General features: G+C 68.0%; 16 protein-coding genes. 10 read left to right on the top strand and 6 right to left on the bottom strand.

Translation table 11 applies throughout. The features are described from left to right. Positions 1-387: 387 nt before the first annotated feature. The 5 genes from IE252_RS43175 to IE252_RS15120 all read left to right on the top strand — a co-directional run bounded on the left by IE252_RS43175 (position 388) and on the right by IE252_RS15120 (position 5,441). Complete coding sequence (locus tag IE252_RS43175; protein WP_229848376.1) at positions 388-720, top strand: recombinase family protein; 333 nt, start codon at positions 388-390, stop codon at positions 718-720. Then, on the top strand, positions 713-2,116 hold the full coding sequence (locus IE252_RS15135; RefSeq protein WP_229848374.1) for a recombinase family protein: 1,404 nt from the start codon (positions 713-715) through the stop codon (positions 2,114-2,116). The genes IE252_RS43175 and IE252_RS15135 overlap by 8 nt, the downstream gene beginning before the upstream one ends. A gap of 867 nt (positions 2,117-2,983) precedes the next feature. Next, a complete protein-coding gene (locus IE252_RS43170) occupies positions 2,984-3,151 on the top strand; it encodes an HNH endonuclease (protein ID WP_229848372.1) in 168 nt (55 codons plus the stop codon). 816 nt (positions 3,152-3,967) lie between these two features. Next, positions 3,968-4,465: a phage terminase small subunit P27 family gene (locus IE252_RS15125; protein WP_190089923.1), complete on the top strand. Its 498-nt coding sequence runs from the start codon at positions 3,968-3,970 to the stop codon at positions 4,463-4,465. 40 nt (positions 4,466-4,505) lie between these two features. Continuing rightward, positions 4,506-5,441, top strand: a complete 936-nt coding sequence (locus IE252_RS15120; protein ID WP_190089922.1) for a major capsid protein — start codon at positions 4,506-4,508, stop codon at positions 5,439-5,441. An 85-nt stretch (positions 5,442-5,526) separates the two neighbouring features. Here IE252_RS15120 and IE252_RS15115 read toward each other — a convergent pair whose 3' ends face one another. Beyond that, a complete protein-coding gene (locus IE252_RS15115) occupies positions 5,527-6,879 on the bottom strand; it encodes an NsdA family TPR-like regulatory protein (RefSeq protein WP_190089921.1) in 1,353 nt (450 codons plus the stop codon). Positions 6,880-7,396: 517 nt separating this feature from the next. Here IE252_RS15115 and IE252_RS15110 point away from each other — a divergent pair. Together IE252_RS15110 and IE252_RS15105 are read left to right on the top strand one after the other, a co-directional pair. Then, positions 7,397-7,717, top strand: coding sequence for a hypothetical protein (locus IE252_RS15110; protein ID WP_190089920.1), 321 nt, complete (start codon positions 7,397-7,399; stop codon positions 7,715-7,717). A 305-nt stretch (positions 7,718-8,022) separates the two neighbouring features. After that, the gene (locus IE252_RS15105; protein WP_190089919.1) at positions 8,023-8,217 is read left to right on the top strand and encodes a hypothetical protein; all 195 of its coding nucleotides are present in this window, start codon (positions 8,023-8,025) and stop codon (positions 8,215-8,217) included. Between the two features lie 41 nt (positions 8,218-8,258). On the opposite strand, the gene IE252_RS15100 is transcribed toward IE252_RS15105, so the two are convergent. Further along, positions 8,259-8,528, bottom strand: a complete 270-nt coding sequence (locus IE252_RS15100) for a GntR family transcriptional regulator (RefSeq protein ID WP_190089918.1) — start codon at positions 8,526-8,528, stop codon at positions 8,259-8,261. Positions 8,529-8,873: 345 nt separating this feature from the next. On the opposite strand from IE252_RS15100, the gene IE252_RS15095 reads away from it, so the two are divergent. From IE252_RS15095 to IE252_RS15085, 3 genes are all read left to right on the top strand, one after another. Next, positions 8,874-9,053, top strand: coding sequence for a hypothetical protein (locus IE252_RS15095; protein ID WP_190089917.1), 180 nt, complete (start codon positions 8,874-8,876; stop codon positions 9,051-9,053). Positions 9,054-9,375: 322 nt separating this feature from the next. After that, the gene (locus IE252_RS15090; RefSeq protein WP_190089916.1) at positions 9,376-9,741 is read left to right on the top strand and encodes a DUF192 domain-containing protein; all 366 of its coding nucleotides are present in this window, start codon (positions 9,376-9,378) and stop codon (positions 9,739-9,741) included. 123 nt (positions 9,742-9,864) lie between these two features. Continuing rightward, positions 9,865-10,251: a VOC family protein gene (locus IE252_RS15085; protein ID WP_190089915.1), complete on the top strand. Its 387-nt coding sequence runs from the start codon at positions 9,865-9,867 to the stop codon at positions 10,249-10,251. Between the two features lie 7 nt (positions 10,252-10,258). Here the strand turns inward: IE252_RS15085 and IE252_RS15080 are convergent, their stop codons facing one another. From IE252_RS15080 to IE252_RS15065, 4 genes are all read right to left on the bottom strand, one after another. Further along, on the bottom strand, positions 10,259-10,687 hold the full coding sequence (locus IE252_RS15080; protein WP_190089914.1) for a MarR family winged helix-turn-helix transcriptional regulator: 429 nt from the start codon (positions 10,685-10,687) through the stop codon (positions 10,259-10,261). Beyond that, positions 10,687-11,106 carry an SRPBCC family protein gene (locus tag IE252_RS15075; RefSeq protein ID WP_190089913.1) on the bottom strand — a complete coding sequence of 140 codons (420 nt, stop codon included), beginning with the start codon at positions 11,104-11,106 and terminating at the stop codon, positions 10,687-10,689. The genes IE252_RS15080 and IE252_RS15075 overlap by 1 nt, the downstream gene beginning before the upstream one ends. A 302-nt stretch (positions 11,107-11,408) precedes the next feature. After that, positions 11,409-12,065: an OmpA family protein gene (locus IE252_RS15070; RefSeq protein WP_190089912.1), complete on the bottom strand. Its 657-nt coding sequence runs from the start codon at positions 12,063-12,065 to the stop codon at positions 11,409-11,411. A gap of 14 nt (positions 12,066-12,079) precedes the next feature. Next, positions 12,080-12,670 carry a hypothetical protein gene (locus IE252_RS15065; RefSeq protein ID WP_190089911.1) on the bottom strand — a complete coding sequence of 197 codons (591 nt, stop codon included), beginning with the start codon at positions 12,668-12,670 and terminating at the stop codon, positions 12,080-12,082. Between the last annotated feature and the right edge of the window lie 29 nt (positions 12,671-12,699).

The following is a 12,699-nucleotide window of genomic DNA, read 5'->3' as shown; positions in this document are numbered from 1 at the left end:
CCCTCTGAGCTCGTCTGCGGACCGTCCCCCACTGGTCGCGCAGTTCCCCGCGCCCCTAGGTAGTTAGGGGCGCGGGGAACTGCGCGAGCAACCCGGCACGGTCCGCAGACGAAAGAAGCGGGGTGCAGGGGCCGCAGGCCCCGCGGCGGGGTTCGGGGGCGCAGCCTCCGGGGAAGCCCACCCACCCCAGTCCACCCCCACCCCCGGAGGGTTTAGGGAAGCCCCGAAGTTCCAGACTGACAGTTCTGGAGATTCGGCCCCATGGCGGCATCGTCGCAGGTCAAGCAGTCGCGGAACCCTTCGTTCTCCCACAGAGCCCGGGAAGAGGAGGAAGTGGCGCGAGGCACCGCCGGGTGCAGCGCAACACCCTCGGTCCCCACAGGGGGCATGGATAAGGCATACACCCCTGTAGGAATCCTGGCTCAAGCTACCGAGACCCTGCGCGGGGTGCGGTGCATCCGACTGTCGGTCCGTACGGATGAGACCACCAGCCCCGAGCGTCAGCGCGAATCCGACGACCAGGCGGCGGCAGCCCTCGGCATCGACTTCGGCGAGGGTGACGCACTGCGCGAAGCGGTCGACCTGGACGTGTCCGCGTCCAAGGTCGGCCCCTTCGAGCGTCCGCAGCTCGGCGCGTGGCTGAAGCGCCCCGACGACTTCGACGCCCTTGTCTTCTGGCGCTTCGACCGGGCTATCCCGGTCCATGGTCGACATGCATGAGCTTGCGAAGTGGGCCCGCAAGCACCGCAAGATGATCGTTTTCGCCGAGGGTCTGGGTGGCACGGGTCGGCTTGTCTTCGACTTCCGCAACCCGATGGACCCCATGAGCGAACTCATGATGATGATGTTCGCGTTCGCGGCGCAGGTCGAGGGACAGAGCATCAAAGACCGCGTAACTGGTGCACAGGCAGCCATGCGGAAGATGCCGCTTCGGTGGCGTGGTGGTGGACAGCCCGCCTACGGCTACCTTCCTGCCCCGATGCCCGCCGAACATGGTGGGGTGGGCTGGACGCTCGTCCCGGACCCCGAAGCGGTCACCGTCATTGAGCGAATCATTGCCGCGCTGGTGGCCGGTCTCGCCCCACTCACTATCGCCCGGATGCTGAACGCTGACGGTGTGCTGTCCCCGTCCGCGCACTGGGCCGCCTACCGGACCCGTACGAAGAACGGCGGCGCGGAGCCCGAGGAGACGAACAGGCCGAAGCGGAAGCCCGCGCGGTGGCGGGACAAGACCATCGTCAAGATGCTCACGTCCCCCGCGATCATGGGTTGGAAGATGCACCGGGGCAACCCCGTGCGCGACGACCAGGGCGCCCCGGTCATGGCTGCCGAAAAGGGGATCCTCACCCGCGAGGAGTTCGACCAGGTGGGCGCGCTGCTCGCCCCCAAGCCCGTCGCCGAGCGTTCGCCCGTCCGCAAGGACTCCGGGGCACTGCTGCTGCGCGTGATCCACTGCGACGGCTGCGAGGGCCGGATGTACCTGAACAAGGGCTACTACCAGTGCTCTTCCTACAAGTACGGGGCGAACTGCCCCGCACCGTCCACGGTGCGTGCTGACTGGGTCGAGCAGTACGTCAACGGCGAGTTCCTGCGGCTGGTCGGCCCCGTGCAGATCACCCGTGTCACGGAGATACCGGGCTATGACCCTCAGCCGGAGATTGACGCCACCGTGGCGGAGATGGAGGAGCACGACGAGCAGAAGGGCCGCCGCAAGTCCAAGGCGGGCATGGCAGCCTGGCAGAAGCGCGCCGACGCGTTGGAAACCCGGTTGGCAGAGCTGGAAGCACGGGAGAAGACCGAGCCCCGCCGAGAAGTCCTGTCGACCGGCCGCACCTACGGCGACGACTGGAACAGCGCCGACACCATGGCACGGCGCACCATGCTCGTAGAGGCAGGTGCACGGCTCATGGTCAAGCGCGGAACGCGGGGTGGGTGGCGCAAGCTCGACCTTCGGCGGGTGGAGTTCACCATCACCGGGGACCTGGACCCCGCCATTGAAGAGAACGTGACCGTGGCCGATGAAGTCGCCACCGAGAACAACCCAGACCACGCGCCCACGCCCGGAGCGAAGGCGCACCGCAACCTGACCCCGCAGGCACTCGCCACGGCTGCGTAACTGACCATAGGGGAGCCCCGGTAGTCCTCGACCGCTGGGGCTTTCCTCTGCCCGCAGACAGGCGCACAGCGCCCCTCTTGCCGCGCCGCTCCCCGTCGGCGAGGGCCACCAGCGGGCAAGCAAGCGTGACGGTGTGACGCTGGAAGGGCTTTTTCACTTTTCTCTATGAGAAGTAGAAGAAAAACAGAAACAGCCCCCCTCAGCGTCACACCGAGCCGTCCCGGGGAATCTCTCCGGCCCTACTACTTCCGGGTAGGACAGCCATCCCGCCAACAGGGTCTCTGCCGACACCCTCAGCACCGCGCAACACCTTCGGTCCCTACTACTGGGGCAAGAGAGCGGGACTACCGCGCACCCACCCCAAGGGGGACACCCGGCGGTCCGAGTGCCCGACTCTCACCAGCGTTGCCCGCGCACCACGCACCCCGCAGACGCTGCATGACAGCCACGCGGCGCCCCTCGCTCCGCTGGCCAGCGCCACCGGCGGAGCGAGGGGTGGTGAGGTGGTGGGTTAGACCCTTTTCCTAGGTCGTATAAGAAAACTCTAGAGAAAACAGATTTGGGGCTTCGTTCACCACCTCGCCACCCCGGGAATCTCTCGGTCCCTACTACTCCCACGGAGAGAGCGGAACTACCGCGCACCCGCCCTACAGGGGGACATCAGGCGGTCTGAGTGTCCGGCGCTCGGAACCAGCGTCGCCCGCGACCCATCGGGGCCGCTGTAAGGCTCACCACGCGACGTTCGAGGGGCGGGCCACGGTCCGCACTCGACGGGCACGGAGCCGACGACGGGCCAAGCGGTATGACGCTGCTGCACGGCTCCGCCGACGAGTGCAGGAACGGGGCTCGGCCTGGTGCGACTGGTGCATGGGCGACTTCCCCGCCGACGGGGTGGATGTCGACCACGTACGTCCGCTGTCCCTCGGGGGCGAGGACGTGGACAGCAACGTTCAGGTGTTGTGCCACGGGTGCCACCAGCTCAAGACCCGGACCGAGTTCGGGACCCTACGCCGTGGCATCCCGGCGACCGGCTAGCGGCTTGTCCACCAGGTGATTCCGGCTCCTGCGGCCGTTGTCATGGCAGTGACCAACCACCCCGGAATGCGCTGGATTGTGACGTGCACGGGGCCACAGCGGATGTCGACCTGTGGAGCCGAGCGGGGCTTTTGGGTACGCGGACTTGGCACTGCCACTCCTGCCATTGGGGGTGTTGCTGTCGCTCCCATGTGTAGGGGGTGGCGTTCGTGGCTGACCACATAGCGCGGGGTGGCGGAGGTAGAGCGAATAGAAAGAAATTTTACTGATAGACGCACACATTTGGCCTGCTGGCCGTGAGGATCCCCCATGCCTAAACGACCCCGCCCCCCTTGTTCTGTCCCCGGCTGCCCCGAGGTGACTGCCCGTGGTGGCCGCTGTGAGGCTCACCGACGCGAGGCCGAGCAACAGCGTGGAACGAGCGCCGAACGGGGCTATGACACACGGTGGCAGCGCATCCGTAAGGCGTACCTGTACCGCAACCCGTGGTGTCTGCTGTGCGGTCGCACGGCCACGGTTGCCGACCATTTCCCGCTGTCGCGGCGGCAGTTGGTTGCGCAGGGCGTAGCCGATCCGGACGCGCCGAACAGGCTTCGTCCGTTGTGCGCGACGTGTCATAACCGCGAGACCGCGAAGCATCAACCTGGCGGTTGGGCCGCTGAACGTATCAAGCCTCGCCGGTTCTGAGTCTCTGACCAGGCGGGTACTCCCGATGCCTCTTCGCTCCGAATCGGCAGTGAGCGCAGAAACTTGCACCGGTGCTGCGGACGTTTTTGGAAGGCCCCGAACGGGGCCGACATCAGGAAGTGAGAATGCATGGCAGATAGATACCGGCCCAAGTCGGCCGTTCAGCGGGCGCGTGAGGGCAACCCTTCAAAGACTGCGATCAAAGAGGGCGTGATCGTGCCTCGCGCGATCCTCGCCGAGCCGGATTGGTCCGGGGTGTTCCCGCCCTCATCCGATCCCGCTGTTGAATCAGCGAACGTCCGGTGCCGGGAAGTGGCGTCCGAGGAGTGGCGCCGCATCGTCCCCATTCTGGAAGTCGCCGCCGGGATCGGCGAAGTGGACCACACCACGGTCAAGGACCTCTGCATCTGCGTTGCCCGCATCGACCAGGCGGAGCGGGACCTTTCCGAGCGCGGACTGATCGTGACCGCCGAGCGCGGGACGGTGAAGAACGGGGCTGCGACCATCGCCGGGCAGTACCGCACCCAACTAGCGCGCTACATACGAGAACTCGGCCTCTCACCGAGCGCCCGAACCGGCATCGTCCCGCCGGAATCCGAGGACAACGACTCGGACATCTGGGACTGACCCCGAATGCCTTCTTCGCTATTTTCAGGAGTAAACAGTTATGTCTCTTACCCTTGCTGAATCCGCCAAGCTCTCCCTTGATCAGCTTCAGCGCGGTGTGATCGAAACGTTCGTCCAGGAGTCGCCGATCCTGGACCGGCTCCCGCTGATACAGGTGGCGGGCAACGCCTACCGATACAACGAGGAGTCCACGCTTCCCGGGGTCTCGTTCCGGGGCGTGAATGAGGCCTACCCGGAGAGCACGGGCACGCTGAACCAGCGGATCGAAACGCTCGCCATCCTGGGTGGGGATGCTGACGTGGACAAGTTCATCGTGCAGACCCGGGGCAACCTGAACGACCAGCGGGCCGTACAGACCGCTATGAAGGTCAAGGCCGCTTCCGTCCACTTCGCCGACCAGTTCTTCAACGGCGATGTGGAGGTGAACCCGAAGGGGTTCGACGGACTGCGCAAGCGTCTGCTCGGCGGCCAGGTCCTGGACGCGAAGGGCGTCGGCCCGGTCGCCAACGGCCATGACTTCTTTGACGCGTTGGACGCGCTCGTCGCTCAGGTGCGCGGCCTCAACGGCACGAACGGAGCGCTGTACATGAACGCCGCGCTCCGGGCGAAGATCGAGTCCGGATTCCGGCGGCTCGGCGGTGCCGAACTCCTCTCGGCCGAGATCGCCGGGAAGCGCGCCCCGGTCTGGAAGGGCATCCCGCTCCTGGATGCCGGGCAGAAGCTCGACGGCACCGACGTACTCCCGATGACTGCCGGGACCGGCGGCAAGCAGACCGGCGACATCTACGCCGTGCGCTTCGGGTCCACGGAAGCAGACTCCGGGGTCACCGGCCTGACCAACGGCGGGGTTCAGGCAACCGACCTTGGCGAGTCCCACGACAAGCCCGTCTACCGCACCCGCATCGACTTCTACTGCGGTCTCGCCCTGTTCGGCGGGAAGGCAGCCGCACGGCTGACCAACGTCCTCGCCGGCTGACCCGGCACCACCGAGCCCCCGCGCTCGTCACCCTTCGGGGCGGCGGGTGCGGGGGCTCTTGTCGTTGGTCTGGCTGGGCGTTCCGTCAGGCGGCCTGAAGGACGCGAGCCCGCTCGTTGAAGTCGGCGACGAGCGGGTGTTGCCCGAAGGGGATCATGCGCCGCTGTAGATCCTGAACGGCTTCCACGCTGCGGGACGACTTCACCCGGCGGGCAAGGTCGAGCGTCCGGACTCCCGCCGAATGCGCGGCCTCAAGGTCCCTGCGCTGCAAGTGGGTGACGGCGAGGGCTGCTTGGGACATGGCTCCGCGTCGGGCCCTGTTCTGCTTGCGTGCGTGGGCGATCGACGCACGGGCGTGTTCCTCTGCGTGCTTTGGCTCGTCGATGTCCCGGAAGGCGTTGGCCCATTCGCCGCCAAGATACGCAGGGTCGATGAACTTTGCCCATTCTGGCTCGCGTTGGGGGTCAACCTTGTCGAAGGCGCGTTCCGCGTTGGTGATGGCCTTGACCGTCGCTGGCTTGTCACCGAGAACGGCGAGCGCGCGCGCTTCGAGCGTCCAGAGGTCAGCGAGGCAGGCGTTCGACTCGGTACGCCCGAGGCCCTGTCGGCCGGACTGGGCGAGTCGCCGCCCCTCCTCCGGATGCCCAAGCAGTGTTGCTTGGTCTGCCATGCCTGCAAGCACGTGAGCCCCGAGGGCAGGGTCTTTCGACTCCTCGGCGAACCGCAAAGCCTGAACCAAGTACCGCTGCGCCGTGCCATGTTCGCCGTTGTCGAAGGCCATCCAGCCCAACAGGTAGACCTGTTCGGCAGTGGCTTGGCACAGGGCGTGACGAACCTCTTCGCTGTTCGTCCGGCGAAGCAGGGGATAGACATGCTCGTTCATGTACGCGGCAAGCGCGAGTCGGCCGCTCCCGCCCCCCTGGAAGATGTCCATCTCCTGAAACGCGCTGAACATGTTCTTCACGGATGCCACGTCTTCCAGGCGCACGTGACGACCCGGTTCGGGTTGCTGATCAAGGGCGTTGAGGAGCCAGTCACGGGACGGCCCGACTGCGGCCACCGCCGCGAAAGGCGCCCCCACAAGGAATGCTCGCCTGTCCACGTCCGCTCTCCCTAGCTCTGCGACTGCTTCGACCGTCACAGCAAACGATGAGTTGTAGGTCAGCGCCCGGTCAATGTCGGGCGACTCGCCTAGTCCCAGGTCGTCAGTCGTGACGCGGTACCCGAAGCGCGCCGAGAACAGATCGGCCAGGATCGCCGGGACAGGATGCCGGGGCGCCTCCCCAAGGGCCACCCAGCGGCGAACGCTGGACGTGTCCGAGCAGACGTGCGGGTGTCCCCATTCGGCCGCCATGGTCTTGACGCGTCGTCCGAGTTCGCCACGGCTCCACCCCGACCGTTCGAGCCAGTCAGCGAGCTTCGCATTTGGATCTTTCACCACGACCGCCCTTGATCAAAGGGTGAGCTGCATTCACCACTATTCACTACCTCTCATGAAGCTACCCGCCAGCGCACAGCGGATGTTGGCTATCTGATGAGTCGGCATTCCTCTTGGGGACGGTGAGACGCGATGGATGGCCCGCAGTACGTAGTGGACACCGCGAACGACAACAAGATCGGCGTGGTCCAGTGGCGCTACGCGGGGAGCGTGTACCTGCGACCGCCCGGCGGCGGGACCGAGTGGGCAACAGCGCCAGAAGCGTTGCGGCACCTCACCCCGGAGGAGATGGCACGGGCCCGCGTTTTCGACACTCCGATTGGGGGTCGGCGCTGATGTGGGCTGTCGTACCCGGACTGCCGTGGATTCCCGCTCCCGGCGTGCTGGTCAAGGACACAGCGCGCGGGCGGCTCGGGAGGGCCGTCACGTGGGATGGCGAGACGCACGTAGTCACGCTGGTGCCGCCGGACGGCGGGGACCCCTGGGAGACCGACGCGTTCCGCCCGGCGGTTCGGCCATGAGCGCCCGCAGCACCCTGCGCGCCGTGGTCTACAAGGTGCTACGACACCCGTCGAGCGAAGTGACCTTGTCGGCCCGCTGCATGTCCGCCGCCGATGGCGGATGCCTCTGGACGCTGGACGCAACGGCGGACCTCAAGGCCGGAAGCGTCGCCATGATCGAGCACACGGCCGCCACGGGTCACGCGATCTTCGCCCGCAGGGTGGAAGACATGGCCTGTGTGGTGCTGAACAGCTCCCAGGAGCAGACACGGCGACTGGCGGTCAACCAACGGGAACTGGCGGCCTCCGAGGAACACGCGAGGGCTGGCCACCCCTGAGACTCCCGGCCCCGGTGAGGCGCCCCCGTGCATTGGGCAGCCCCGTTCCGGCCGGGGGTCGGGTTCAGCTCCCGCTGTCTGCGTCGTGATGTGAGGTCCAACGCGGGCAGCGGGGCGAGGTGTCCGCCCCATCGGCTCAGTGGGGACTCAGGCGCTGGGGCGGACTGTTCGGCTCAACTCGCAACGACAGAACCGAAGGAGGCTCATTATGGGCAGGGACGAAGTGAACGGCTACGACGTGGCGGGCGAGGAGATCATCAGCGCCCCCGAGCCGGAGCCGGAGCCTGACGAGAACGGCAACGGAGATGACCAGTAGCACCCCTGGATCAGGTGACGGCAGCGCCCGCGCGACGGCACGCAGGTTCCTGAAACGCGACCTTCCGGAGAACTCCGAACTGTCGTGGCTGTGCCAGACCCACAAGGACCCCGGCGCCATGAAGCTGGTGCTGCGCACGGGCTACGTGTGCCAGCACTGCCAGCGTGAGCGCACCCGCACCTGACTACGGCCCCGGTCGGCACGCCCCCGTGTGTCGGCCGGGGCCTACTCGTCGCCCTGGTGCTCGCCCTCGGCGCTCCGATCGCGAACGTAGGTGCCCCGCTGGGGCACGGTGTAGACGTAACCGAGTTCCCGCAGATGCTTGACTGCTCGCCGCGCGGTGTCCCGGGCCACACCCCATCGCTGGATGAGAGCGGACTCCGAGGGAATCGGGCGGTCTACCGCGATCGTGCCCGACTCGATATCCCGGATGATCTCGGCCGCCATCTGCTGATACGGCGGAGTCGGGGCGTCGTAATCAATGGTCGGGCTCATACCGAAGAGCGTAGACAACCGGCCACGGCGGCGCCCGTTTCCATACGTTGGTAGACGAGGGTAGAGGAGTCCCCTTAACGTCGAACACGAAAACGCCCCGACAGACCGATTAGGCCCGGTCTATCGGGGCTCCGCCGAGACAGCTATCTAGGAGCTGAACGACGTATGCGCGATGTTATCGCCCGTGCCCTGCTGTGGGTGCTGCGCCTCTTACTGCCCGCCCACGGACGCCACTGCGGGAACCGCCCCTCTCCCCGTCCCGCCCCCTCACCGGTCCCGACCCCGCGCAAGACCGTGATCTGTGCGCCCTCGGCCCCGATTACGTTGGTCGTCCCCGCTCGGTCCATGACAACAGTCGAGAAGCACGGCCCCCGCATCCCGCCCTATCTTCGCGCATGGGTCCAGCGGGAAGAAGCCGCGATCGAACGGCGGCGCCAACGCTGCCTCGCGATGGTGTTCGCCGATCTCGGCTACGACTACCCGAACCCCGAGCGGCACGATGTGTACGTGGCGGTGGTCGCATGACCCGCGACGCGATCACCCCGGAGCCCGAGCCCGCCAAGCCGCCCACGTTGGCTACCTGCGGACACTTGACTGGCGCCCCTGTTGTCATCGGCGCAGTACAGAGCATGAGCGGCGGGTCCGGGTACACCCGCAACGTGTGCCCGGACTGTGCGCACAAGTACCCGCAGCATGCCGTGTGGGATGAACTGCCCGTGATGCGCCGCTCAACAGCTAACTAGTACGTCCTTCCAAGCTGTCCCTCCCGGCGCACGGTCGGGCGGGACAGAACCCCTACTTTGGAACTTCGGGAAGGGGTGGGGTGGGGGCTCTGTAGCGTGGGCGTATGGCGCGATGGCGGGACGGGTGCGGGCAGTTGGTGGTTGAAGGGGGAATCCTCGTGCCCCTTGAGGTCGCCTCGTCCTATCGGGCCCGGACCCGGGGGCTCCTCGGGCGGGACGGGGTCGAGGGGGCCGTGCTGCTCAGCCCGGCCACCTCCGTCCACACCTTCCGCATGCGCTTCCCCCTCGACGTCGCCTACCTCGACCGCCACCTCCGCGTGATCACCCTCCACACCGTCCCCCCGAACCGCCTCACCGCCCCCCGCCTCCGCGCCCGCCACATCCTGGAGGCGGAGGCGGGCGCAATGGCCCAGTGGGGCATCCGACCCGGCGTACGGGTGCGCGTAGAACTACATGCGGGCCACACGTAAGCCGGAAGTAGCCTTGCCCGCCCCGCACGCCCCTGCCTACGATCACGGCACGGCATCGCGCGTTGGTCACCGACCGGGTGAGCGTGGAGGTGCCCGTGAGATGCCTGTTGGAGGCATTCCACCGTGTCAGTCGAGTTGAATCACACCATCATCCACTCCCGCGACAAGCGGGCCTCCGCCGAGTTCCTGGCGGACATCCTGGGCCTGCGGGTCGGCGACGAGTGGGGACCGTTCATCCCCGTGGAGACCGGAAACGGCGTCACCCTGGATTTCGCCACCGGTGACCCGGACAAGATCGTGCCGCAGCACTACGCCTTCCTCGTCTCCGAGGAGGAGTTCGACGCGGGCTACGAGAAGATCAAGCAGTGGGGCGTACGGCACTTCGCCGATCCGTACATGAAGCGCCCCGACGAGATCAACCACAACGACGGCGGCCGGGGCGTCTACTTCCTCGACCCGTCCGGCCACGCCATGGAGATGATCACCAGGCCGTACGGCAGCGGATCTTAGGACAGGCCTAGTCTTCCGGCCGGGCCAGCGCCGCGAGCAGCGCCACCGCCTCGCCCACCGGCACCGGCCGGAAGAACTCCGCGTCCACCGCCTCGACCGCCGCGATCGCCCGCGGCGCGAGCTCCGCCCCGGCCTCCGTCACCCGCAGTCGCTTGGCCCGGGTGTCCGCCGGGTCGGTCTCGCGCACCAGCAGGCCCTTGCCCTCCAGCGTACGGACGACCTGGGACGTCATCTTGACGTCGGTGCCCGCCTGGCGGGCGACCGCCAGCTGGTTGGGGTGCTCGCCCTGCCCGTTGAGCCACCAGGTGCACGCGAGCAGCACGAACTGCACATGCGTGAGACCCAGCGGCGCCAGGGCCGCGGTCACCCCGCGCTGCCAGCGCAGGGTGGCGTGCCAGAGCAGGAACCCGGGGCTCTCGCCGGGCGTGAGCGCCATCAGCGCCCCTCCGCGAGCCGGACGAGCGCGGCCATGGTCTGGGGCCAGTCGGCGGTGACGGCCGAGCCGATCTCCGGGCCCAGTTCGTCGGCCGCGGCTCCGGTGATCTCCATCCGGTAGACCACCCGGGTACGGTCCGGGGCCTGCCGGTCGAGCCGGTGCGCGGTGCGCAGGACCAGGCCGTCGAAGCGGGCCTCGTCCACGAACAGCTCGTTCTCGGCCACTTCGGTGATCCGCAGCTCGATCGGGTCCTGACCGTCCGCCCCCATGGTGATCTCGGTCCCGGCCGCGAACGGGCCCCGGATCTCGATCTTCTGGACGTCCGCGTTCCAGGCACCCCAGTTCTCCACATCGGCCCACAGCCGCCAGACGGCCTCGGGGGTGGCGCTGGTCTCGACGCCGTGCTCGTACACCCACATGTCGGTTCTCCTCTGACGCCTGATGCCCGTGTCGACCTGTCGCGCGCTTTAACCTTCCCGTAGATTATCTGCGCGCAGACTATCTGTCCACACTTCACCGATGACCGCATGGGCGATTCCCGGCCACCTCGCGCCCGCGTGCGCTTTTGTCCAAGTCCCGGGTACGCCCCCGCTGGCAGCCTCTGTGGTGCGCGGGAGCGTCACTTCCAACGGACGTTGACGGGGGCCCGCGCGCATACGGGGCCCGGCCGACCGCACCTCCACCCGGCCGGCCGGGCCCGCCCTCGCTGCCGGGCCCGGTCCTAGCCGGAGGCCCCGCGCGGGAAGGACACCTCGACTCGGCGGTTCTTGCGGCGGCCGTCCTCCGAGGAGTTGTCGGCGATCGGGTAGTCCTCCGCGTACCCCCGGATGTCGAACGTGACCGCGCCGCCCACCGACTGCGAGAGCGCGCCCTGGACGGCGTCCGCGCGCTGGCGGGACAGGACGACGCCGTGCTCGTGCGTACCGAGGTTGTCGGTGAAGCCGAACACGCGGACGTTCGTGGCCTTCTGCTTCTTGATCTCGTCGGCGATCGCCTGGATGCGGCCGGTGGCCTCGGCGGAGAGCGCGGCGCTGTCCTTGCCGAAGAGGACCTCGGCCTGCAGGGCGAAGGAGATGTCGGCGTTGGTGTCGGAGCGGCGCTCCTCGCCGCCCATGTCCTCGACGACCGACTTGATGTCGACGACCCTCGGCGCGGCGAGCGTCGCCCCGTCGGAGAGCTTGAGCCCGGGCGCGTTGGCGTCGACCTTCACGGGCGGGGCGGCGGCGGGCACGGCGGTGGGGTTCGGATCGTCGGCGACGGCCGCGCCGGCCCCCGCCGCGACGAACAGCAGCACCGCGGCGGCGAGGACCGCGGGGCGGGCGTGACGGCGGCGGGGACCGGGGGCCGGGGTCGCGGGTGTTGCGTCGGTGGCCTGCATGGGGTGCCTCAGCCTCAGCCGGAGATCTTGATGGTGGCGGTGGGCATGGTGGGGAGTTGGAAGTCGACGTCGGTGACGGAGGTGGGGGGCGCGGGGAACTGCGTGTAGAAGGGGGCGGCCTCCCCGGCCTGGATGCCCGTCGTGAACTGCGAGCACAGACAGCGCCCGTCCGTGTCGCGCAGGATCAGGTACCGCTTCTTGCCCACCTTGTCGACCAGCGCCGCGCCCGCCATGGAGGCGCCGTTGCTCCTCAGCTCCTGTTCGCTGCCCTGCCAGCCGGGTGCGGAGAACAGGTTCTTGGAGCCGTTCTTCACGACGCCCTGCACCGTCACGAACCCTCCGGCGTCCCGCTTCGCCGAGTTGATCACCACCTCGACGCCGTCGGCGCCGCTGATGGTCGCGAGGACCTCGGTGCTCTGGGTGGACGGGCCACCGGCCGGGGAGTTCTTCCCGCCGGACGCCGCCGGAGCGGTGGAGGCCTTGTCGTCGCCCTTCGGCTTGCCCCCGCCGTCTCCCCCGCAGGCGGTCAGGGTGAGCGTCAGGGCGGCGGCAGCCGCCGCGACCACCGCGCCTCTCGTCCACGCCCCGGTCTTGGCCTTGTCCATGAGTGAAGCCCCTTCGGTCCTTCGTGCTG

Origin of the sequence: Streptomyces melanogenes, from assembly GCF_014649795.1 — a bacterium.
GTDB classification, from domain to species: Bacteria; Actinomycetota; Actinomycetes; order Streptomycetales; family Streptomycetaceae; genus Streptomyces; species Streptomyces noboritoensis.
Note: the sequence above shows the minus strand (reverse complement) of the source record. Positions and strands in the feature narration are given on the sequence as shown.

What these genes read in the sequence shown, in the direction of transcription:
- IE252_RS43175 (WP_229848376.1), top strand. Translation starts at nt 388, where the DNA reads ATGGATAAGGCATACACCCCTGTAGGAATCCTGGCTCAAGCTACCGAG.
- IE252_RS15065 (WP_190089911.1), bottom strand. Translation starts at nt 12,670, where the DNA reads ATGGACAAGGCCAAGACCGGGGCGTGGACGAGAGGCGCGGTGGTCGCG.
- IE252_RS15090 (WP_190089916.1), top strand. Translation starts at nt 9,376, where the DNA reads ATGGCGCGATGGCGGGACGGGTGCGGGCAGTTGGTGGTTGAAGGGGGA.
- IE252_RS15120 (WP_190089922.1), top strand. Translation starts at nt 4,506, where the DNA reads ATGTCTCTTACCCTTGCTGAATCCGCCAAGCTCTCCCTTGATCAGCTT.
- IE252_RS15100 (WP_190089918.1), bottom strand. Translation starts at nt 8,528, where the DNA reads ATGAGCCCGACCATTGATTACGACGCCCCGACTCCGCCGTATCAGCAG.
- IE252_RS15095 (WP_190089917.1), top strand. Translation starts at nt 8,874, where the DNA reads ATGACAACAGTCGAGAAGCACGGCCCCCGCATCCCGCCCTATCTTCGC.
- IE252_RS43170 (WP_229848372.1), top strand. Translation starts at nt 2,984, where the DNA reads ATGGGCGACTTCCCCGCCGACGGGGTGGATGTCGACCACGTACGTCCG.
- IE252_RS15080 (WP_190089914.1), bottom strand. Translation starts at nt 10,687, where the DNA reads ATGGCGCTCACGCCCGGCGAGAGCCCCGGGTTCCTGCTCTGGCACGCC.
- IE252_RS15105 (WP_190089919.1), top strand. Translation starts at nt 8,023, where the DNA reads ATGACCAGTAGCACCCCTGGATCAGGTGACGGCAGCGCCCGCGCGACG.
- IE252_RS15110 (WP_190089920.1), top strand. Translation starts at nt 7,397, where the DNA reads ATGAGCGCCCGCAGCACCCTGCGCGCCGTGGTCTACAAGGTGCTACGA.
- IE252_RS15075 (WP_190089913.1), bottom strand. Translation starts at nt 11,106, where the DNA reads ATGTGGGTGTACGAGCACGGCGTCGAGACCAGCGCCACCCCCGAGGCC.
- IE252_RS15135 (WP_229848374.1), top strand. Translation starts at nt 713, where the DNA reads ATGCATGAGCTTGCGAAGTGGGCCCGCAAGCACCGCAAGATGATCGTT.
- IE252_RS15125 (WP_190089923.1), top strand. Translation starts at nt 3,968, where the DNA reads ATGGCAGATAGATACCGGCCCAAGTCGGCCGTTCAGCGGGCGCGTGAG.
- IE252_RS15070 (WP_190089912.1), bottom strand. Translation starts at nt 12,065, where the DNA reads ATGCAGGCCACCGACGCAACACCCGCGACCCCGGCCCCCGGTCCCCGC.